The following is a 21226-nucleotide window of genomic DNA, read 5'->3' on the forward strand; positions in this document are numbered from 1 at the left end:
TTACCTCAAAACATGGAGTTGACGCTGTTGCGCATGGCCATCTGGGCTACGGCATTCAACGCGCCATCCACCACCGGCCCACCCGAGATCACGCGCAGGTGGCCCATGGCCAGCAGCTTGTCGCGGGAGCGCCGTGTCATGGACTGGGCTTCGCCCGCGGCACTGGTGAACAAGAACAACGTCCCGTGGGCGCTGGCCCAGGTCATCTGGGTGCGCACCCACTGCGTACCCACGAGCAGCTCGACCCAGCAGCCCACGACCAAAGCAGCATTGGCACTCTCGATATCGTCGGCCGCCATGCCCATGACCGTGCTCGCCCTATCGCCACCAATCCCCTGAGGTTCGGCCGCGGGCGCACCATCAGGCGCGTCAGGCAAATCCATGAAGTTGGAGGCCCGTGCCTCTTCGGGTGCCACCCAGGGGTTGTCTTCGGCGGGCAATGGTCCGCGCACCGCCTCGGGCGTGGGCGCTGGGTTGGGCGTCGCCGGCGGTGCGGGCTTGTGCTCGCCGCGAAAGGCCTTCTGGTGCAGGCCCATCAAGGCCTCAAAAAAGGCGCTGGTCTTGGTGGACGGGTAATGGATGGTCTCCAGCCCCTCGCGCAGGGTGCTCAACAGCGGCGGCACCAGGCGGGTGAGCTTGGGCGTGTCCTTGCGGCTGAGGTCGGGGTGGGTGCTCCACAGCAAAGCTGCGATCAGCGACTGGTATTTGTCAGCAGCGCCAGCCACCGCGTTGGACCCAGCCATGCGGACCTGCGCCAAGACCTGCGACCAGGGGCCGCACAGAAAGTCGACCACCACGGCTGGCACATGCGCGGCATCGCGGTGGGCGGCGATTTCCTTGGCGATCTTGTCGGCCAGCAGATTGCGCTGCTCGGCATGCTCCAGGGCCAGCACGGCGGCATCGCGGGCACGGGCATTGGCGCGGACGGCTTGCTTCCATTCGTCCCGCAAGACATGCAGCACCCGCTCAAAGGGCTCCGCGCTCTCGATGGGTTCCTGGTTCAACAGTGCAAAGGCCTGGTCGATAGCCGACACGAATTCGGCAAAGCCTTTGGCCTGCGGCGAGGCATAGGCCAGGCTGTGGTCCGCCACCTCTTGCACCAGCACGCGGGCCGGGTGCTGCTTGTTGGTAAACAGCCGCGGGTCTACCAGGGCCAGGCGCAGCAGCGGCGGCTCCAGCCGGCGTATCAGTTGCTGGACAGGGGCCAGCAAGCGGCCGTCGCGCGCGATGTTGTCCACCATCAGCGTGATGACTTCCAGGCTCAGCGACTGGCCCACGCCGCGCGAGTGGGCCCGCAAGTGGGCGCGCACGGCTTCAATCGAGGTGTCGCCCGCCTCCACGGTGGCCGACGCACCGCCACCGCGGCGCTGCTGCAGGCGCTGCACCACTTCGTCGACCTGCTGCATTTCTTTCAAGGCTTCCAGCGCGGCCGGCACGGTGGCATCGAACTCGGCCGCAGCGGCTGGCGCGGCTGCGGCGTTGCCTGCCTCGAATTCGCGGGAGAAGCGCTGCGCGAACTGCTCCATGGGGGACAGTTGGTCCTGCGCATCCAGCTCGCCGGCCAGCAGGCGGCGCAGCTTGTCCAGCGTCAGCAAGGTTGCGTCTTTGGCGGGGGCGGGTGCGGTACCTAGCACACGCGGGGCCGAGTCTGCAATCGGTGTCTGGGTCGGTATCTGGCCCGATGTCTGGTTATGTGCGGTGGACGCTCCATAGGTAGGCGCAGGCGCATAACCGCCCGCAGGACCGGCTGTTGTGGAGGTGTCATAGGCCACACCGCGGCCCACACCAGCCCCTCCGCCGCCGCCAACGGGCGTATGCACCACCGCATAACCGGCGGCCACCACACCCTGCCCCCGCAGCGAAGCACAGAGCTGCACATACATGGAACGCAGTTCCTGGCCCAAGGCATTGCCCATGGCTGCGAGCCAGTCCAGTTGCATGGATGACGGCAAGCCGGTCTGTTCCACCACCGCCTTCAAGGCATTCACATAGATTTGCGGGCGCAGCGGATTGCGCTCCGCATGGACCGAGCCCAGGCCCAGCGTGCTGCAGATCAGCGTATTGAGTTCGGCCAGGCTGGCTTCTGCCGCCAGCATGGCCACCTGCAGCGTGCGCGCCAGCGTGACGCTGGTCAGCACCTGCACCTCGTCCATCAGCTCCAGTTCGTCAAACCCGACATTGGCGCTGGCCAGCGTGCCGGACTTCTTGGCAACCTCGGGCTGGGTAAAGGCTTGCAGCAAGGCGTGGGGGTAGCGCTCGCAGAGCTTGGCCTCCCAGCTGCGCAACTGCTTGCCCGCCTGGGCCAGCGCATCGCGCTCACGCAGGTCGCGGCTGGCGGCCTCGCGTGCCTGCAGGGCAACTCGGGCGGCCTCCACCAGTCGGCCCATCAGCATGTGCCCACCGGCAGCCGCCTCTTGCACCGTCGTGCGGTACAAGGCTTGGTACTGCGGAGAGGTCGATGCCGCCATGCCGGGTTGGATTGCCTGGGGTGGGGCTTACTTCAAAGCCTTGTAGCGCACGCGCTTGGGCTTGGCGCCTTCTTCACCCAGACGCTTCTTCTTGTCGGCTTCGTACTCTTGGTAGTTGCCGTCGAAGAAGGTCCACTGGCTGTCGCCTTCAGCGGCCAGGATGTGGGTGGCGATACGGTCCAGGAACCAGCGATCGTGGGAGATCACCAGCATGGTGCCGGCGAACTCCAGCAGCGCATCTTCCAGCGCGCGCAGGGTTTCCACGTCCAAGTCGTTGGATGGTTCGTCCAGCATCAGCACGTTGCCGCCCGCGATCAGCGTCTTGGCCAGGTGCAGGCGACCACGCTCACCGCCGGACAGCATGCCAACCTTCTTCTGCTGGTCGGCGCCGTTGAAGTTGAAACGGCCGCAGTAGGCGCGGCTGGCCATCTGGAACTTGCCGACGTTGAGGATGTCCAGCCCGCCTGACACGTCTTCCCACACGGTCTTGTCGTTGGACAGATCATCGCGGTGCTGGTCCACAAAGGCCATCTTCACGGTCTGGCCGATCTTGACCGTGCCGGAATCGGGCTGCTCCTTGCCGGCGATCAGCTTGAACAGTGTCGATTTACCAGCCCCGTTGGGGCCGATGATGCCGACGATGGCGCCGGCCGGGATCTTGAAGCTCAGGTTGTCGATCAGCACGCGGTCGCCAAAGGACTTGGTGACGTTGGTGAACTCGATCACTTCATGGCCCAGGCGGTCGGCCACGGGGATGAAGATTTCATTGGTTTCGTTGCGCTTCTGGTATTCAAAATCGCTCAATTCCTCAAAACGGGCCAAGCGGGCCTTGCTCTTGGCCTGGCGGGCCTTGGGGTTCTGGCGCGACCATTCCAATTCCTTCTTCAGGGCCTTGGCGCGGGCTTCTTCGCCCTTTTGCTCGGCCTCAAGGCGGGCGCCCTTTTGCGTAAGCCAGTCGGAGTAATTGCCCTTGTAGGGAATGCCTGAGCCACGGTCCAGTTCCAGAATCCATTCGGCGGCATTGTCCAGGAAGTAACGATCGTGGGTGATGGCCACCACGGTGCCGGGATAGCGCTGCAGGAACTGCTCCAGCCAATCCACCGATTCGGCATCCAAGTGGTTGGTGGGCTCGTCCAGCAGCAGCATGTCGGGTTTGGACAGCAACAGACGGCACAGCGCCACGCGGCGCTTTTCACCACCGGAGAGCACGCCAATGTTGGCGTCCCATGGGGGCAGGCGCAGCGCGTCGGCGGCGATTTCGAGTTGGTGTTCGGAGTCGGTACCGGCGGTGGCAATGATGGCTTCCAGCTCGGCTTGCTCGGCGGCCAGTGCGTCAAAGTCGGCGTCTTCGGCGCCGTAGGCGGTGTAGACCTCTTCCAGGCGTGCCTTAGCGGCAAACACCTTGCCCATGCCGCTTTCCACGGATTCACGCACGGTGTGGGCCGGGTCCAGCTTGGGTTCCTGCGGCAGGTAGCCGATGTTCAGGCCGGCCATGGGGATGGCTTCGCCTTCGATTTCGGTGTCAACACCGGCCATGATCTTCAGCAGAGTGGACTTGCCGGAGCCGTTGGTACCCAGCACGCCGATCTTGGCACCAGGAAAGAAGGACAGCGAAATGTCTTTCAGGATATGCCGCTTGGGCGGCACGATCTTGCCGACGCGGTTCATGGAAAAAACGTATTGGGCCATGGATTTACCAATAAAAGGTTAGGAAAAAGTGGGTTTGCCAACCAGCTTTCAGTCGCATGGGGGCGCCATACGGCTCAGATGCCGGCGCCCATGCGAGTCGGATTTAGCGTTGGGATGGTGCCTATTATCGACTGGGACGCCCCCACCCGCCCAAACCTGGCTATTACGGCGACTGGGCCGCCCCGCCGGCCTTCTCGACATCGTTGCGCAGCGCCGCCTGGGCCACGGCATCCAGAGCATGGTCCACGACCCGCCCATCCGACACCAGGCGAATCAGGCCCAGGCCCCGTAAGCGGTCCATGGTGCGCCGCGACATGGAATGCGCCATGCCGCCCGAAGAGATGAACATGAACAGTGTCTTGTGTGGGCTGGCCCAGGTCAACTGGGCGCGCACCCACTGGCCGCCCAGTGCCAAGTCCACCCAGGAGCCGGTGATGAGGCTCTGCGCGCTCCAGGCCATCTGCGCCGCCGGGTCGGGTGTCTCGTCCTCTTCGACCTCGGGGATGCGCTCGGAGCTGCCCTGCAGGAAGCCGGAATCGGTGGCCTCGTCGTCAGCCATCCAGAACTCGTCGACCGGCAGGCCCACGCTGTCGATGGCAGAGATATCGGCCACCACCGACGACTTGTCGGTGGCCTCCACAGACTCGGCGGTGGGAGCAGGGCGGCTGCCTTCAAAGGCTTGCTCGTGGAAGGTGATCAGTTCGTCGAAAAAGGCCGGTATGCGTTCCTCGGGGTAGGCAATCAGCCCCAGGCCCTGGCGCATCTTGACCAGCATGCCCGGCACCATGTCCACCAAGCGCGACCGGTTGCGCCGGGCCAGCTTGAGCTGCACGCTCCAGATCAGATCGTCGACCAAGGCCAGATAGCCGTCGGCATCGGCCGTACCATCCGCACAGCGCAACTGGGATTCGGCCACGACCTGGGACCAGGGTCCGCGCAGGAAAGCACTGACGATGTCGGGCACCTTCTTGTTCTTGACCCGCTCGGCAAAGTCTTCGGCCAGGCGCAGTGCCAGCAGGTTGCGCTGCTCGGCATGCAGCAGGGCGCGTGCCGCCTCTTCGGCGCGCTGGCGCTGCTCCTGCTCTTCCTTGGCCCATACGGCCTCCAGTTTCTTCAAGACCTGGGCGAAGGTCGACGCGTCGCGTGGTCCATTGGTCAGAATGTTGACCGACTTCTCCAGCGTTTTCTGGAAATGCGCGAAGCCCGGCTGGTCTTCCGACGTGAAGGCCAGGCTACGGCTGGTCATCTTGTCCATGAACTGGCGGGCCGGGTGCTGGCGTTCGCTGAAAAAGCGTGCGTCCGATTGCGACAGCGTAATCAGCACTGGCTCCATCAGCTTGAGATTCTTGCGCACGCCACCGAGCATGCGGTGGTCTTGTGCCAGGTTCTCCAGCATCATGCGAACCACCTCTTCGCCGAGCTCGCGGCCGAGCTTCTTGTTCTTGGATTTGTCCTTGGGTTCAGCACGCTCTTCCAGCATGTCCTTGGGCTCAGCCTTGGGCGCCGCCGCGGCTGCCTGGCTGGCCCGCTCCGTCAGGCGCTTCATCATGGGCTCCATGAGCTTCATGTCTTCCAGCGCGACAAACGAAGCCGGTACCGTGTGCGTGAAGTCCTTGACGTTGCCGTTCAACGGCCCCATTTCCAATTCGCCGGACAGCAGGCGGCGCAACTTGTCCAGCGTCAACAGGGTACGGGTGACCGAGTTTTCGGTCGGCTTTTGCGCGCCATGGGCGGCGCCCTGTTGTATAGGCCCCACCGGCTCCACGCCCTGGGAACGCAGCCACTCGGAGACTTCCTTGTACAACTGGCGCATGGAAACGCCCAGCATGCCGGCGGCCGGCGTCATCAGGCTGGTGCGGGCCTCATCGCTGGGCACGTGCTCCAGCATGGCCTCTCGCAGGGCGTAGACAAAGGACTCGGGTTTCAGCGGGTTGGAGTGCGGCTGTACCGTCATCCAGCCCAACAGGCTGCTCATCAGCGCGTCCAGCGTCGGTAGCGCATCGTCGACGGCCAGTGCAATTTCCTGTTGGGTCAGCGCGAATTCGATGTTGGCATCGATTTGTTCTTCTTCCAAAAACTGGAAATCATCAAAGCGCAAGGGTTGGGACTGCGCTCTATGGGTATCGCCACCGTACAGGGCCAGGCGCAGTTTCTCGGCAAAGCTGGCCTTGAAGGCCGTGCCATTGGTGTACAAGCGCTCGATGGTGGGCTTGGCTGCGGGATTGGGAGTTACCTGTACCGACTTGCTGCGGGTTTGGGTCAAAGACGCCTTCAACCCCGATAGCACGTCGTCCACCAGGGCATCGCTTTGCTCCAACACAGCCTCGATGCAATCCTGCAAGGACGGCTTGAGACTTCCGGCTTCATGGGCCACGCCCAGCCTTCGCAACATGAACTTTTTCATTGTGAGCAGATTCTCCCAGTTGCCAGGCGCAATGACCAGCCTTTTGCCCGCATTGTCATGCCGAAGTCGCACCGACGAAACACTCTGTTTCAGCTTTTTGGACGGGACTGCGGCCAACGTGCGACAATACGGCTTGTTGCGGTGCTTCAGTTGCCCACAACGTCAGCACATTGCTGGGGACCGGATTGACATCCAACGTCCCGCCTTTGAATCCATCTGCCTTTGACTGATCTGGTACCCAGGTACCTGAACAGGCCGATATCCCAAGCGCTCTGGATGAGCGCCACAACCCATGACATTTGAAGAATTGAACCTGGCCGCGGCCATCGTTAAGGCCGTGCGCGAGCAGGGTTACGAAACCCCAACCGCGATCCAGGCACAGGCCATTCCCTTGGTCCTGCAAGGCCACGACCTGCTCGGCGGCGCCCAGACCGGTACCGGCAAGACGGCGGCCTTTACCCTGCCCTTGCTGCACCGCCTCACCATGAGCCGGAGCGCACAAAACAAATTTGGCGGAACCGGCATCCGCGCCCTGGTGCTGACCCCCACCCGCGAACTGGCCGCCCAGGTCGAAGAATCCATCCGCACCTACGGCAAGTACCTGCAACTGAGCTCCACCGTCATCTTTGGCGGTGTGGGCATGAACCCCCAGATCGCCAAGCTCAAGAAGGGCGTGGACATTCTGGTCGCCACACCCGGCCGTCTGCTGGATCTGGCCCAGCAAGGCATGCTGGACCTGGGCCAAGTGCAGATGCTGGTGCTGGACGAAGCCGACCGCATGCTGGACATGGGCTTCATCCATGACGTGAAGAAGGTGCTGGCCCTGGTGCCCAAGGAAAAGCAGAGCCTGCTGTTCTCGGCCACCTTCAGCGACGAAATCCGTGAACTGGCTGCTGGCCTGCTGAAAGATCCGCAAAGCGTGCAGGTCACGCCCCGTAACACCACCGTGCAGCGCATCACCCAGGTGATCCACCCGGTCGGCCGCGGCAAGAAGAAGGCCCTGTTGGCCCACATCATCAACGAGCACAAGTGGAGCCAGGTGCTGGTGTTCACCCGCACCAAGTTCGGTGCCAACAACGTGGCCGAGTTCCTGGAAAAGAACGGCATCACCGCCATGGCCCTGCACGGCAACAAGAGCCAGGCTGCCCGTACGCAAGCCCTGTCGGGCTTCAAGAGCGGCGATGTACGCGCCCTGGTGGCCACCGACATTGCCGCCCGCGGCATTGACATCGACGAACTGCCCCACGTCGTCAACTACGAGATCCCCAATGTCTGCGAAGACTACGTGCACCGCATCGGCCGCACCGGCCGCGCGGGCAACGAAGGCGCCGCCGTCAACCTGGTGTGCCTGGACGAAGAAGGCTTCATGCAGGACATCGAGCGCTTCACCAAGCAGACCATCCCGGTCCAGGTCATGGAAGGCTTTGGCCCCGAGCCAGGTGAAAAGGGCGAGCCCATCGCCATGGGTCGCCAGACCATCTGGGGCGGTGCCGGCAAGCCGCCGAGCCGCGACGTGATGCAGGCCGCCGCGAAGGCCGCCCGCACGGAAATGCTGCAACGCGTTCGTGACAACCGCGCCAGCCAAGGCGGTGGTGGCGGCGGCCGTGGCGGAAACGGCAACGGTGGCGGCGGTCGCGGCGCACAAGCTCCCCGTGGCAACGGCGGTAATGGTGGTGGCGGCAATGGCGGCGGACGCGGTGGCGAACACCACGCCCCACGCCCACAAGGCGCACGCGGCCCCCAAGGCCATGGCGGCGGCGGTCAGGGCCGTGGTGGCCAACATGCCCCCCGCGGCGACGCGCAGCCGCGCAGCCACGAAGGCGGTTTTGGCAGCGGCATGGGCGAGCGCCCTCCCCGCACAGCGGCAGGCGGTCAGCCCGACCCAATGCGCACCAGTGTCGATATGATGGCTGAACGCGGCGGTCGCCGTGGTGGTGGCGGTTATGGCGGCGGTGGCAACCGCAACGGAGGCGGCAATGGCGGCGGACAACGGTCGGGTGGTTATGGTGGCGGGGGCAACGGGCCTCGTGGGTCAGGAAATCCTCGCGGACCTTTTAGCCGATAAAACGGTTGCGGCGGTGCACTGCGTGGGCCGCCGCCCTCTTGAGCGCAAGCACCCCAAGCTCCAAAGCCATGTCGTGGATTTCACGGCATTGCCCAGCACCCTGCCCAAGGTCGATGAATGCTTCATCGCCCTAGGCACCACCATCAAGGTCGCCGGCAGCCAGGAGGCGTTTCGCGCCTTGGACCTTAAGGCTGTTGAGGCTGTAGCCCTCGCCGTTCGTAAGTCTGGCGCTACCAAATTAGGAGTAGTCAGCGCGATGGGGGCCAACACCCAATCTTCCGTTTTCTACAACCGCATCAAAGGCGAGATGGAGCTTTCGCTGGCGCGCATGGGCTTCCAAAGCCTGGTGATTGCCCGACCATCCCTGATAGACGGCGACCGTGCGGCTCTGGGCCAACCCGGCCGCGCCGGTGAAGGCCTGGGCCTGAAGCTGGCGCGTTGTCTGGGTCCGCTGATACCGTCCAACTACCGCGCCATTAAAGCCAGCGACATCGCGCATGCCTTGAAACGCCATGTAGAAGCCGGCGTGCCTGGCGTCGTCACGCTGATGTCGGGTGAAATGCAGGGCGGTTGAAAAAAGCCTCGGTCCAATAGTCCATTAGGACTATTGTGGTGGCGCATATGCCACCAGAAAATGCCTGTGGGAGCTGCCTCCCATCCCTTTACTCCTACAGGCTCACATTTCATGCAACACACCCTACGGCAATGGCCCGCCACGCTGGCACTGATCGCTCTCTCCTGCAGCACAGCCGCCATGGCGGCCCCTATCGCCCCGACCAGCTACAGCTTTGACAAGTCAACGGCTTGCGGCACCTGGTGCTACCACGATCCGTCGCTCACCAAATTGACCGACGGTGTGATTGGCAAGGCGGGCTGGGCGGCCAATGCGGGCGAAGAATGGGTGGGTTGGGTGTACCAGCAGCAGGTCAATATCGACTTCAGCTTTGCATCGGTTTCATCCATCGGCAGCGTATCCATTGGCTCTACGCAAGACTATTTGGGCGACGTGGCGCTGCCCACGTTCTCGGTATCCGCATTCGAGTCCGGCAACTGGGTTCTCAAAGGCACTTTGACCAATCCGCCATCCAGCGCGAACGACAACAACCCATACAGCACGGCACCGCACTCGTTCTACACGCTGTCCAACCTCGACATCACCAGCAACAAGGTTCGGTTGTCGGTTTATGCCAATGGGCCTTGGTCTTTTGTCGACGAAGTGCGCTTCACCGGCAATGTATCGGCAGTCCCTGAACCTGAGACCTATGCCATGTTTTTGGCTGGCTTGGGCTTGCTGGGAGCCGTGGCGCGCCGCAAGGGCAAAAAGAGCTGATCGCCCCTTACGATTCTCAGAAGAAAACGGGAGCTTCGGCTCCCGTTTTCATTGGCGCGGACTATCGGACAGCAAGCGCCCGGCCCTCAGCCCCGCACAAACAAGGTCACCAAGGGCTCATCCCCCACTTGGCGGCTCCTGTGGCCATGCACCGCGGGGTCAAACGTGGCACCCTCTGGCAACACGTCAGCCGAGTAGAAGTGCTCGCCCGGTTTGAAGACGCGCGACACGCCGCCTTGCAGGCCTATCTCCATCTGCCCACCCAGGATGAAACACCACTGCGGCGCGCCGGTGCAATGGAACTGGCTGCGAAAGCCCACCGGGCTGGTGCGCAGCTGGTAGCCGCCCGACGCAAATACTTCGGACAGCATGGACTGCGGGGTTCCCTGGGCCAGGGCTACAGCTTCTTCGCGAAATTTCGCGCGGCCATCGGTGTCGGTGAATAAGATTACTTTGGTGAAGGTGGTCATGGGTTGCAAGCTTACCTGGGTTGTTGGCGTTGGCGGGGGGCGATGTGGCAAAGCGCAGCGCCTCTGAGCCCCTCGCCATCCCGCCCAAGCTGACCCACCAACAACGAAGATTAAGCAGGAACAGCACGCGCCGGCAACTCAGCCTCCCGAATCGGCAAGTGAATCAACGCAGCCCCCACCGCCAACACAATGTCGGCGTACCAGATCCAGTTGTAACTGCCAGTCGCATCAAACACCTTGCCCCCCAGGAACGCACCGAGGAAACCACCCACCTGGTGCGTCAACATCACCACGCCAAACAGCGTAGCCATATGGGCCGTACCAAAAAACTTGGCCACCAGACCTGCCGTGGGCGGCACCGTGGACAAGAAACTCACGCCCATCACTGCGGCAAACACCAACACCACCGGGCCACTCTTGGGCGCCAGCAAAAACACCAGCACCGCCACCGCCCGCACCGCATACACCAGCGACAGCAGCGACTTCATGCGCCAGCGCCCCACGGCCCAGCCCATGGCGATGCTGCCCACGATGTTGAACAGCCCCAATACGCCCAAAGCCCAAGCACTCCACTGAGTAGGCAAGCCGCAAGCCGCAACCACGCCGGGCAAATGCGTGGCCAGAAACGCCACGTGAAAGCCGCAGACAAAGAAACCCGCTGCCAACAACAAAAAACTGGGCGTGCGCAAAGCCAAACGCACTGCATCACCCGTGCCCATGGATTTGGCGCCTTCTGGTGCTGCTACCGGGACATTGCTGCCCTTGAGCACCAGCGCCGCCGGCAATGCCAGCAGCACAATGCCCGCCATCACCTGCATCGCATTGCCCCAACCCACGCTGACCATCAGCGCGCCGGCAATCGGCGCCATAACAAACTGGCCAAACGAACCGCCCGCATTGACGATGCCGGTGGCCATGCCACGCTTGTCGGCCGGCAGCAAACGTGTGGTAGCCGCCATCAGCACGGCCGGGCCGGCCATGCCCGCGCCACCAGCGGCAAGCACACCAATCGCAAAAATCAGCCCGGCGGTTGTCGTCATGAAGGGGGTGATGAAGGTACCCAGTGCCACCAGCGCCACGCCCAGCAGCAACACGCGCCCAGCCCCCACGCGGTCGGCAAAGGCGCCGGCAAAGGGCTGGGTCAGCCCCCACCACAACTGGCCAAACGCAAAGGCCAGGCTGATACTGCCCACGCCCAGGCCGGTGGCGGTATTGAGTGAACTCAGGAACAAGCCCATGGTCTGGCGCACACCCATGGTCAGGGCAAAGGTGCCGGCTGCGGCCAGCAGCACCAGCCAAACGGCCAGCGACTTGCGCGAAGAAGAGAGGGGGCTTGCATCAGACATCGTCGGCTCCGGTTTCAGTGTCGGTATCGGTTTCTGGGTTGGCCAGCAAGGCCAGGGATTCCTGGATCAGGTCATGCAGCGCCTGCACCCGCTGCAAACCCAAGGTCTGGTTCAGACGCTCTTGCGCCAGCTTCCAGTGGCGCTGCGCCTGGGCGCGCTTCTCGCGCCCGGCAGGCGTGGCGTAGATGGAGCGGCTGCGGCCATCGTCGCCAGCGGCCAACTCCACCCAGCCCGCGGTGATCAACGGTTTGAGGTTGCGCGTCAACGTGGACGGTTCCATTTCCATGGCCTTGGCCAGGTCAGCCGGGCGTATGGGGCCCAGCTTCACCACATAGGACAGCAGCGAATACTGCGTGGTCTTGAGGCCCACACACGCCATCTCCGCGTCGTAGCGCTGGGACACGCGGCGTGTGAGCTGGCGCAGTTGCAGGTTGGTGCAACCCCGCGGCTTGGCCAGCGGCGCGGAGGTTTCTGTTACGGCGGTGACAGTGTTCATGTTTCAATTGTAGCTACAATAATTGCATATGCAACTATAATTGCAATTAACCCCTCAACCCGTGAAGGAAAACCATGAGCATCACCCCCAACCTACTCGACGCCTGGCTGACCCAGGAACACGCCGTGCGCAGCCTGCTGGACAAAGGCCCCGGGCCCGGCGTTGCCCAGCCCGAGCAGATCGCCGGCCTGAACGGCCTGGAAGTGATGCAAGCCATGCTGCGTGGCGACATCCCTTATGCCGCCATCGCCAAGACGCTGGACTTTCTCATCATGGAGGTCGAGGCCGGCCGCGCCGTGTTCCAGGGCACACCCGGCCCCGGCCACCTGAACCCCATGGGCACCATCCACGGCGGCTGGTACGCCACGCTGCTGGACTCGGCGCTGGGCTGCGCCATCCACACCCTGATGCCGCCAGGGCGCGGCTACACCACGGCCGAGCTGGGTGTGAACCTGGTCAAGGCCATTGGCCCCAAGGTGCAACGCATACGTGCCGAGGGCAAGGTCATCCACTGCGGCAAGCAGTTGGCCACCGCCGAGGCCCGCCTGTTCGGCCCCGACGGCACGCTGTACGCCCATGCCACGACCACCTGCCTGGTGTTTGAACTGAAGCAGCCTGCACCCAGCCCCACGACACCCCATACGCAGGCCCCGCAATGACCCAGTACACACAGCGCCGCCGTGTCGTCGTGACCGGCCTGGGCGTCGTCAGCCCGGTCGGCAACACCGTGCCGGATGCCTGGGCCAGCCTGATCGCCGGCCGCTCGGGCATCACCCCCATCACGCGTTTTGACGCTTCGGCACTGACCACGCGTTTCGCGGGCGAGGTCAAAGATTTCAACGTCGAGGCCTACATCCCGGCTAAGGATGCCCGCCATATGGACCGCTTCATCCACTATGGCATGGCGGCGGCCATCCAGGCCATGCAGGACGCGGGGCTTACCACCGGCGACGCACTGAACGAGGAGCAGGCCGAACGCATAGGCACGCTGATCGGCTCCGGCATTGGCGGCCTGCCCGCCATTGAAGAGACCCACCGCGAATACATTGAGCGCGGCCCACGCCGCATCTCGCCCTTCTTCGTGCCCACGTCCATCATCAACATGGTGTCGGGGCATGTGTCGATACGCTTTGGTTTTACCGGCCCCAACCTGGCCATCGCAACGGCCTGCACCACGGGGCTGCACTGCATAGGCCAGGCGGGAAGGCTGATCGAATATGGCGACGCGGATGTCATGGTCGCGGGCGGCACCGAGAGCCAGATCACGCCGCTGGGTGTCGGCGGCTTCGCCTCGGCGCGTGCCTTGTCCACCCGCAACGACGACCCCACCGCCGCATCGCGCCCCTGGGACCGGGACCGTGATGGCTTTGTGGTCGGCGAAGGCGCCGGTGTGCTGGTGCTGGAGGAATACGAACACGCCAAAAAGCGCGGCGCCAAGATCTATGCCGAGTTAGTCGGCTTCGGCATGACGGGTGACGCGCACCACATCACCATGCCCAATGTCTCCGGCCCCAGCCGCTCCATGCGGGCGGCGCTGCGCAATGCGCAGATCAACCCACACGATGTGCAGTACCTGAACGCCCACGGCACCTCGACACCGCCGGGCGACATCAACGAGACCCGGGCCATCAAGAATGTCTTCGGCGAGCATGCCCACAACATCGTGGTCAGTTCGACCAAGTCGATGACGGGCCACCTGCTGGGCGGTGCGGGCGGCGTGGAGTCGGTGTTCACCGTGCTGGCCCTGCACCACCAGACCGTGCCGCCCACCATCAACCTGGCCAACCCCGACCCGGAATGCGACCTGGACTATTGCGCCAACACCGCGCGCCGCATACCCATGGAATACGCTGCCAAGAACAGCTTTGGCTTTGGCGGCACCAACGGCACGCTGGTCTTTCGCCGCCACTGATGCAGTGTGATCAGGGGCGCGGTATGCTTGCCCGCTTGCCCCTGTTCGGCACTGCCCATTTGCACAGAAGAAAGACCTCGACCATGCGACTCCTCCACACCATGCTGCGCGTCGGCAACCTGCAACGCTCCATCAATTTCTACACCCAGATCCTGGGCATGAAACTCAACCGCACCTCCGAAAACCCCGAGTACAAATACTCACTGGCCTTCGTCGGCTATGGCACCAACCCCGACCATGCCGAGATTGAGCTCACCTACAACTGGGGCGTGGAATCCTACGAACCGGGCACGGCCTACGGCCACATTGCACTGGGTGTACCCGATGTCCATGCGGCGTGCGCGGCGATCAAGGCGGCCGGCGGCAATGTGACGCGGGAGGCCGGACCGGTAAAAGGCGGCACGTCCATCATCGCCTTTGTGACCGATCCCGACGGCTACAAGATCGAGTTGATCCAGCGCCCACAGATGGCCTGACGCAGGCCAAGCCCTGCAAAGGGTTCTTAAACTACCCAAATCGGGTTATTTGGCAAAACATTCAACACATTTCGGCCTGTACCCCTCGTCGAATATGAATAGTTAGCTACAAAATCAGTAGTATTCGGGAAGCAGACTTCAGGGTAGCTGAAAGGACGCCATGGACTGCACCAAGCGGTTCGACTGGTCCTTCATGGCGGCGGCGGCGTCGGCGGCCTGGGCTACCAGGGCGGCGTTCTTCTGCGTCATACCGTCCATCTGGGCCACGGCTTGCTCGATCTGCTCGATGCCCTGGCGCTGCTCGTCGGTGGCGCCCACGATCTCGCCCATGATACCGGTCACCCGCTTGACGCTGTCCACGATCTCGTCCATGGACTTGCCAGCGCTGCCCACCAGTTGGTTGCCCGCCTCCACCTTTTCCACACTGGTACTGATCAGGGCCTTGATCTCCTTGGCGGCTTCAGCCGAGCGGCCGGCCAGAGACCGCACCTCGCTGGCCACCACGGCAAAGCCCCGGCCCTGCTCACCCGCACGGGCCGCCTCTACCGCGGCGTTGAGCGCCAGGATATTGGTCTGGAAGGCAATGCCGTCGATGACGCTGATGATGTCCACAATGCGGCGCGAGCTCTCGTTGATGCCGCCCATGGTGCTGACCACCTCGGCCACGATGCCGCCACCGCGCACCGCCACCTCGGCAGTGCTGTTGACCAAGGTATTGGCCTGGCGTGCGTTATCGGCGTTCTGGCGCACGGTGGCCGTCATCTCCACCATGGCAGCGGCCGTTTCCTCCAGGCTGGAGGCTTGCGACTCGGTGCGTGCCGACAGGTCGCTGTTGCCGCTAGCGATGCTGTTGGCCCCGTCGTCGATCTCTTCAATGCCCTGGCGCAGCGCGCCCACCATGCTGGCCAGGCCATCGTTCATCGCGTGCAATGCCACCATCAATTGGCCGATCTCATCGCGGCGGTCGGCACCAAAGCGCGCCGTCAAATCGCCCTTGGCAATACGCTGCGCCACTTGCACGGCCTCGGCCATGGGCACGCTGATGGAGCGCAGTATGGAGCGCAACAGCAGCACAGCCAGCGCCAGCAGCAGGCCCAACGAGGCCAGCATCATCCAGCGCAGCGAACGCAGTTCCGATATCTTTTGGCTGAGGGACTGCTGCAGGTCCTTGTTGGCCGCGGCGTTCAGCGCAAACTGGGCGTCAATGGCCCGCGTCGTCAGCGCTACGTATTCCACACCGGAGTGCGTCAAGGTCTCGGCCTTGGCGATCTTCTCGTTGGCCACGGCCATGGATTCGTTGGCCAGGGCCTGGGCCTCGGTCATGGCGCTGCCCAGGCGCTTGCCGATGTCGGGGTTGCTGGCCACCGCCTTGCCATAGGCCGTGGCCATTTGCGCCAGCCGGTCGCCTGCACGGGCGATCAGCTCGGCCATGACCAGCTTGTCTTCCAGCGTAGCCTCTTTCTTGGCCAAGAGGCCGGCACCCTTGGCCCGCATCTTGCCCAAGGCTTCGGTGACATAGGGCTGGATGTAGAACATGGCCTGTATCAGCTGGTAGTTGTCGGCATCGGGGTCCAGGCTCAGGCCAAAGTGATCGCCTATCAGGTCGTTGACGACCAGCAGCTTGGGCACCAGGGCCGTGTGGGCCTGGTAGCTCTGCGGCACCGTCAGGCTGGCATTGCTGACATTGGTGCGCAGGGCGGCCCAGTCCTGCTTGGGTTGCACCCAGGCGTCGGCCACGCCCTTGTCGCCCATGGATTGGATCAGTTTGTCCAGGGACTCATAGGCCGCGTCGGCCTCCTTCTGCTTGGCGACGCGCTTGTCTTTCTCGCTGTCCACACCGCCCAGCACCAGGGCTGAGATGCCACGGTGCTGTTGCGTCAACTGGATAGTGCGCAGAATGGATGCCATGGGTGCCAGCCCGTCGCGCTCGAGCAGCGCGGCATCCCAGTTCTTGTCGGCTTCGCGGATGTAAAGGCCCACCGGGATCAAAACCGCCACTGCGGCCACGACACCGACGATGACGAATTTTTGCCACAGCAGCAAGCGATCCAGAAAACCTGAGGTATTCATGACATCCTCCTGCCGACGGCGCGGCAAATAGTGGGCCAACTCCCTTTTTTCTACTGGGTGCTTATTCGGCGCCTTTACCGTTCGCTGAACCCATGGTAATCCCGATACTGCGAGATGTCCATGCGGTGGTGGAGCCCCTTACAACTCCGTGGAAGTAGTCCCCTCAACGCACCCTTCAGCGCTTGCGCAGCGCCTGTGTATCGCGGGCCAACTGAGTCACACGCGCCCAATCACCCTGGACCAGCGCGTCGGCCGGCACCAGCCAGGAACCACCCACGCACACCACATTGGGCAGGGCCAGAAACTCGGGCGCGTTTTGCAGGCTCACGCCACCCGTGGGGCAAAACTTCACGTCAAAGAAGGGGCCACTCCAGGCCTTGAGCATGGCCGGGCCGCCGGCCTGCATGGCCGGGAAGAATTTGAGTTCTGTAAAGCCGTCTTCCTGCGCCATCATGATTTCGCTGCCAGTAGCCACACCGGGCAGCAAGGCCAAACCGACATCGCGACAAGCCTGACCTACCGCGCTGGTATAGCCGGGGCTGACGGCAAAGCGCGCGCCGGCCTGGGCCGCGGCCAGCGCGTCTGCTTTGGAGCGCACGGTGCCCGCGCCGACCACCGCTTCAGGCACGTCCTTGGCAATGGCCTCAATGCAGGCCAGCGCCTGCGGCGTACGCAGCGTGACCTCCAGCATGCGCACACCACCGGCCACCAGGGCACGGGCCATGGGCACGGCATGGGCCACATCGTTGAGCACGATGACGGGGATGACGGGCGCGTCTTGCATCACTTGCAGCGCAGTCCAGGAGGCTGTTGTTGGCATGGGTCTTCAGTCGTTAGCGGAATGGGTTACGGATGGTGCGGCTTCACAGCCAAGTGCAGGCACCTTCTTCGGCGGTCAGCGCGTTGCGGCGCATGCCGGCAAACAGTTCGCGCCCCATGCCAATGCCGTTGGCGGCGCGCAAGGCCTGGGGCATGGTCGCCAGCGGGCGGGCATCCCACTGGGCGGCGTCCACCAGCACCTGCAGCGTGCCGGCCACGGCGTCCAGGCGGATGATGTCGCCGTCTTGCACCTTGGCCAGTGGTCCGCCCGATGCCGCCTCGGGCGACACGTGGATGGCCGACGGCACCTTGCCCGATGCACCGCTCATGCGGCCATCGGTCACCAGAGCTACCTTGAAGCCCTTGCCCTGCAACACCGCCAGCGGCGGCGTGAGCTTATGCAGCTCGGGCATGCCATTGGCCTGCGGGCCTTGCCAGCGCACCACGCACACCAGATCGCGGTTCAGCTCGTTGGCGTGGAAGGCATGGTGCAGCTCGTCCTGCGAATCAAATACGCGGCATGGCGCCTCGATGACATGGCGGTCTTGCGGCACGGCCGACACCTTGATGACGCTACGGCCCAGGTTGCCCAGCAAGAGTTTCAAACCGCCGCTGGCGCTGAACGGCGTCGCTGCAGTGCGCACCACGGTCTCGTCCTTGCTGGCACCGGGGTCTGCCCACTGCAGGGCACCATCGGCACCCGCCGAAGGAATGCCGGTGTATTCGCGCAGGCCGCCGGCCCGCACGGTCAACACGTCGGCATGCAGGTAACCGGCATCCAGCAGTTCGCGGATCACAAAGCCCGGGCCGCCAGCGGCCTGGAACTGATTCACATCGGCGCTGCCATTGGGGTAGACGCGGGTCAGCAAGGGCACGACATCGGACAGGTCCGAGAAGTCATTCCAGTCGATGACGATGCCGGCCGAGCGGGCCACAGCCACCCAGTGGATCAAATGGTTGGTAGAGCCACCGGTGGCCAGCAGGGCCACCATGGCATTGACGATGCAGCGCTCGTCCACTTGCTTGCCAATCGGTGTGAAGCGCTTGCTCTTGGTGATGCCCAACACCGTGCGCACGGCCTCACGCGTCAACTCCTGCCGCACATCGGCGCCGGGGTTGATGAAGGCGGTGCCGGGCACATGCAGGCCCATGGCTTCCAGCAGCATCTGGTTGCTGTTGGCGGTGCCGTAGAAGGTGCAGGTGCCCAGACCGTGGTAGGCGGCGGACTCGGCCTCCAGCAACTCGGAGCGGCCCACCAGCCCCTGGGCGGCCTTCTCGCGCACCTTGGCTTTGTCGTTGTTGGACAGGCCCGATGTCATGGGCCCTGCCGGCACAAACACCGTGGGCAGGTGGCCGAAGTGCAAGGCACCAATCAGCAGACCGGGCACGATCTTGTCGCACACACCCAGCATCAACGCGCAGTCAAACACGTCGTGGCTCAGCGAGATGGCAGTGGCCATGGCAATGGAATCGCGACTGAACAGGCTCAGCTCCATGCCCGGTGTGCCCTGGGTCACGCCGTCGCACATGGCGGGCACACCACCGGCCACCTGGGCTGTGGCACCGTGCTTGCGGGCCTCTTGCTTGATGACATCGGGGTAATACTGCAGCGGCGCGTGGGCCGAAAGCATGTCGTTGTAGGCATTGATGATGCCGATGTTGGGGCCCTTCTCGGCCACCACGCGGAATTTGTCGATGCCGGTTACACGCGCCTTGTCGGCATCGGGCATGGCGGCAAAGGCGTGGGCCACATTGGCGCAACCCATGCGGTCCGCGCCGGGCTTGCGGTTGGCTGCCGCGTCCAACTGTTCCAGGTAGGCACTACGCGTGGGCTGGCTGCGCGCACGGATGCGCTCGGTCACGGCAAGTACAACGGGATGGAGGGCGGCTGGATTTGGCATAGGGCGATGTAACAATATTACAAATCCAATGGTAACTTGGTTACGTCTCGTTGGCACAACTTTAGTTACCAGCGTGGTACAAGTTTGTATGGTGCCGCACCGTGCTGGGTACCATTGCCCAACCCAACCCCCATCTGCCCATGCCCCCACGCCAGCCCCCTGCCCCGCCGCCGCCGGGCTTGCCATCGCGCCGCCAGTTGCTGCAGCTGATGGGCGCGGGTGCGACAGCCCTGGTCTTGCCCAGCAACGCCTGGTGCAAGACCCGCTTCACCGGTAACCCCTTCACGCTGGGCGTGGCCAGCGGTTTCCCTGCGCACGAGACCGTGGTGCTGTGGACGCGCCTGCTACAAACCGGGTTGCTGGGTGGCTCCACGCTGGGCAGTGAGCCGATTGCCGTGCGCTGGGAGGTCGCGCACGATGCGCAGTTCACCCGCATCGCCCGCAGCGGCCAGGCCCTGGCCCTGCCCGAGCTGGCCCACTCCGTACACGTGGAGCCCCAGGGGCTGCAGCCCGATCGTTGGTACTACTACCGCTTTCGCGCGGGTGATGCGGTCAGCACCACCGGGCGCACCCGCACCTTCCCGGCGCCGGATGCAGACGCCCAGCGCCTGCGCCTGGCCTATGCATCCTGCCAGCGCTGGGACCACGGTTACTTCAGCGCCTACCGCCACATGGCCGCCGAGAACCTGGACGCCGTGCTGTTCTTGGGCGACTACATCTACGAATACCCCAACTCCGCCCACGCCGTGCGCGTGCCCACCGGCGGCTGGGTCACCACGCTGGACGGCTACCGCGCCCGCTACGCCCTGCACCGCGGCGATGCCGACCTGCAAGCCATGCACGCCGCCTGCCCCTGGTTCACGGTCTGGGACGACCACGAGGTACAAAACGACTACGCAGGCACCCACGTCGGCGAAAACGGCCCGCTGGTGGCCGACTTTCTGGCCCGCCGCGCGGCCGCCTACCAAGCCTACTACGAGCACATGCCCTTGCCGGCCCGCGTGCTGACCCAGGGCCTGCAAGGCCTGGCCAGCGGTGCCGAGATGCGCATCTACGGCCGGACGCGCTTTGGCAAGCTCGCCACACTCTACTGGCTGGACGACCGCCAGTACCGCGACGCCCAGGCCTGCACGCCCGACAACCAGCCGGGCGCGGGCACGCTGCACCCTGCCGAATGCGCCATCTGGTCACAACCCCAACGCACGCTGCTGGGCACCGTCCAAGAGCAATGGTTGGACCAGGCCTTGGCCCAGGGCAGCACGGGCTGGAATGTGATCGCCCAGCAAACGCTGTTTGGCGCGCGCGATTTCCACAAGGCCGGCCCCGTGCAAACGCTGTGGAACGACGGCTGGGACGGCTACCCCGCCGCACGGCAACGCGTCACCACGTCACTGCAGCAGCACCAGGTGGCCAACCCGGTGCTGCTGGGCGGTGATGTGCACGAGAACTGGGTCGGCCACATCAAGGCCGACTACAGCCAAGCGGACAGCGCCACGCTGGGCGTAGAGTTCTGCGGCACCAGCATCACGTCGCGTGGCGGCAGCAGCAACAACAGTAAAACCGCGGAGCGCCTGGCCCGCAATCCGCATTTCATCTTTGCCGATGCCGAACGCCACGGCTATGGCGTGGTAGACATCACGCCCCAGCAGCTCACGACCACCTTGCGCGTGGTGGACGATGTGCGCACCCCGGATTCCCGCATAGAAACCCTGGCGCAGTTTGCGGTGCAAGCGGGCAAGCCCGCCGTGCAGCGCGTAGCCTGAATCAAAACCCGTTTGTG

Annotated in this window: 16 protein-coding genes; 7 read left to right on the plus strand and 9 right to left on the minus strand. The window is 64.0% G+C overall.

The window, feature by feature from the left end; translation table 11 throughout:
- Nucleotides 1-5: 5 nt before the first annotated feature.
- The 3 genes from AC07OO_RS09300 to AC07OO_RS09310 all read right to left on the minus strand — a co-directional run bounded on the left by AC07OO_RS09300 (nucleotide 6) and on the right by AC07OO_RS09310 (nucleotide 6549).
- Nucleotides 6-2468 carry a DUF1631 family protein gene (locus tag AC07OO_RS09300; RefSeq protein ID WP_495081820.1) on the minus strand — a complete coding sequence of 821 codons (2463 nt, stop codon included), beginning with the start codon at nucleotides 2466-2468 and terminating at the stop codon, nucleotides 6-8.
- Nucleotides 2469-2495: 27 nt separating this feature from the next.
- The gene (gene ettA, locus AC07OO_RS09305; RefSeq protein WP_495081821.1) at nucleotides 2496-4157 is read right to left on the minus strand and encodes an energy-dependent translational throttle protein EttA; all 1662 of its coding nucleotides are present in this window, start codon (nucleotides 4155-4157) and stop codon (nucleotides 2496-2498) included.
- Between the two features lie 163 nt (nucleotides 4158-4320).
- Complete coding sequence (locus AC07OO_RS09310) at nucleotides 4321-6549, minus strand: DUF1631 family protein (protein WP_495081822.1); 2229 nt, start codon at nucleotides 6547-6549, stop codon at nucleotides 4321-4323.
- A 304-nt stretch (nucleotides 6550-6853) separates the two neighbouring features.
- On the opposite strand from AC07OO_RS09310, the gene AC07OO_RS09315 reads away from it, so the two are divergent.
- The 3 genes from AC07OO_RS09315 (at nucleotide 6854) to AC07OO_RS09325 (ending at nucleotide 9956) form a co-directional block, all read left to right on the plus strand.
- On the plus strand, nucleotides 6854-8626 hold the full coding sequence (locus tag AC07OO_RS09315) for a DEAD/DEAH box helicase (RefSeq protein WP_495081823.1): 1773 nt from the start codon (nucleotides 6854-6856) through the stop codon (nucleotides 8624-8626).
- Nucleotides 8565-9200: an NAD(P)H-binding protein gene (locus AC07OO_RS09320; RefSeq protein WP_495083329.1), complete on the plus strand. Its 636-nt coding sequence runs from the start codon at nucleotides 8565-8567 to the stop codon at nucleotides 9198-9200. The genes AC07OO_RS09315 and AC07OO_RS09320 overlap by 62 nt, the downstream gene beginning before the upstream one ends.
- 111 nt (nucleotides 9201-9311) lie before the next feature.
- Nucleotides 9312-9956 carry a PEP-CTERM sorting domain-containing protein gene (locus AC07OO_RS09325; protein WP_495081824.1) on the plus strand — a complete coding sequence of 215 codons (645 nt, stop codon included), beginning with the start codon at nucleotides 9312-9314 and terminating at the stop codon, nucleotides 9954-9956.
- Nucleotides 9957-10042: 86 nt separating this feature from the next.
- Here AC07OO_RS09325 and AC07OO_RS09330 read toward each other — a convergent pair whose 3' ends face one another.
- From AC07OO_RS09330 to AC07OO_RS09340, 3 genes are all read right to left on the minus strand, one after another.
- A complete protein-coding gene (locus tag AC07OO_RS09330) occupies nucleotides 10043-10426 on the minus strand; it encodes a cupin domain-containing protein (RefSeq protein WP_495081825.1) in 384 nt (127 codons plus the stop codon).
- A 110-nt stretch (nucleotides 10427-10536) separates the two neighbouring features.
- Nucleotides 10537-11772 (minus strand): MFS transporter, encoded by a 1236-nt coding sequence (locus AC07OO_RS09335; protein ID WP_495081826.1) that lies wholly within the window; start codon nucleotides 11770-11772, stop codon nucleotides 10537-10539.
- Nucleotides 11765-12268 (minus strand): MarR family winged helix-turn-helix transcriptional regulator, encoded by a 504-nt coding sequence (locus tag AC07OO_RS09340; RefSeq protein ID WP_495081827.1) that lies wholly within the window; start codon nucleotides 12266-12268, stop codon nucleotides 11765-11767. Before AC07OO_RS09340 ends, AC07OO_RS09335 begins: the two co-directional genes overlap by 8 nt.
- Before the next feature lie 74 nt (nucleotides 12269-12342).
- Here AC07OO_RS09340 and AC07OO_RS09345 point away from each other — a divergent pair, with 74 nt between their 5' ends.
- The 3 genes from AC07OO_RS09345 (at nucleotide 12343) to gloA (ending at nucleotide 14656) form a co-directional block, all read left to right on the plus strand.
- Complete coding sequence (locus AC07OO_RS09345) at nucleotides 12343-12927, plus strand: PaaI family thioesterase (protein ID WP_495081828.1); 585 nt, start codon at nucleotides 12343-12345, stop codon at nucleotides 12925-12927.
- Entirely contained in the window at nucleotides 12924-14180 is a 1257-nt protein-coding gene (fabF, locus tag AC07OO_RS09350; RefSeq protein ID WP_495081829.1) for a beta-ketoacyl-ACP synthase II, read from the plus strand. Before AC07OO_RS09345 ends, fabF begins: the two co-directional genes overlap by 4 nt.
- Before the next feature lie 83 nt (nucleotides 14181-14263).
- Nucleotides 14264-14656: a lactoylglutathione lyase gene (gloA, locus tag AC07OO_RS09355; RefSeq protein ID WP_495081830.1), complete on the plus strand. Its 393-nt coding sequence runs from the start codon at nucleotides 14264-14266 to the stop codon at nucleotides 14654-14656.
- Nucleotides 14657-14794: 138 nt separating this feature from the next.
- Here the strand turns inward: gloA and AC07OO_RS09360 are convergent, their stop codons facing one another.
- The 3 genes from AC07OO_RS09360 to edd all read right to left on the minus strand — a co-directional run bounded on the left by AC07OO_RS09360 (nucleotide 14795) and on the right by edd (nucleotide 19446).
- The gene (locus tag AC07OO_RS09360; RefSeq protein WP_495081831.1) at nucleotides 14795-16726 is read right to left on the minus strand and encodes a methyl-accepting chemotaxis protein; all 1932 of its coding nucleotides are present in this window, start codon (nucleotides 16724-16726) and stop codon (nucleotides 14795-14797) included.
- A gap of 175 nt (nucleotides 16727-16901) precedes the next feature.
- Nucleotides 16902-17546 (minus strand): bifunctional 4-hydroxy-2-oxoglutarate aldolase/2-dehydro-3-deoxy-phosphogluconate aldolase, encoded by a 645-nt coding sequence (gene eda / locus AC07OO_RS09365; RefSeq protein WP_495081832.1) that lies wholly within the window; start codon nucleotides 17544-17546, stop codon nucleotides 16902-16904.
- 43 nt (nucleotides 17547-17589) lie between these two features.
- Nucleotides 17590-19446, minus strand: coding sequence for a phosphogluconate dehydratase (edd, locus tag AC07OO_RS09370; RefSeq protein ID WP_495081833.1), 1857 nt, complete (start codon nucleotides 19444-19446; stop codon nucleotides 17590-17592).
- A gap of 101 nt (nucleotides 19447-19547) precedes the next feature.
- Between edd and AC07OO_RS09375 the strand changes: the two genes are divergently transcribed.
- Nucleotides 19548-21209 carry an alkaline phosphatase D family protein gene (locus AC07OO_RS09375; protein WP_495081834.1) on the plus strand — a complete coding sequence of 554 codons (1662 nt, stop codon included), beginning with the start codon at nucleotides 19548-19550 and terminating at the stop codon, nucleotides 21207-21209.
- Nucleotides 21210-21226: the final 17 nt, after the last annotated feature.

The sequence above is a fragment of the Rhodoferax sp. GW821-FHT07G04 genome, from assembly GCF_059418585.1.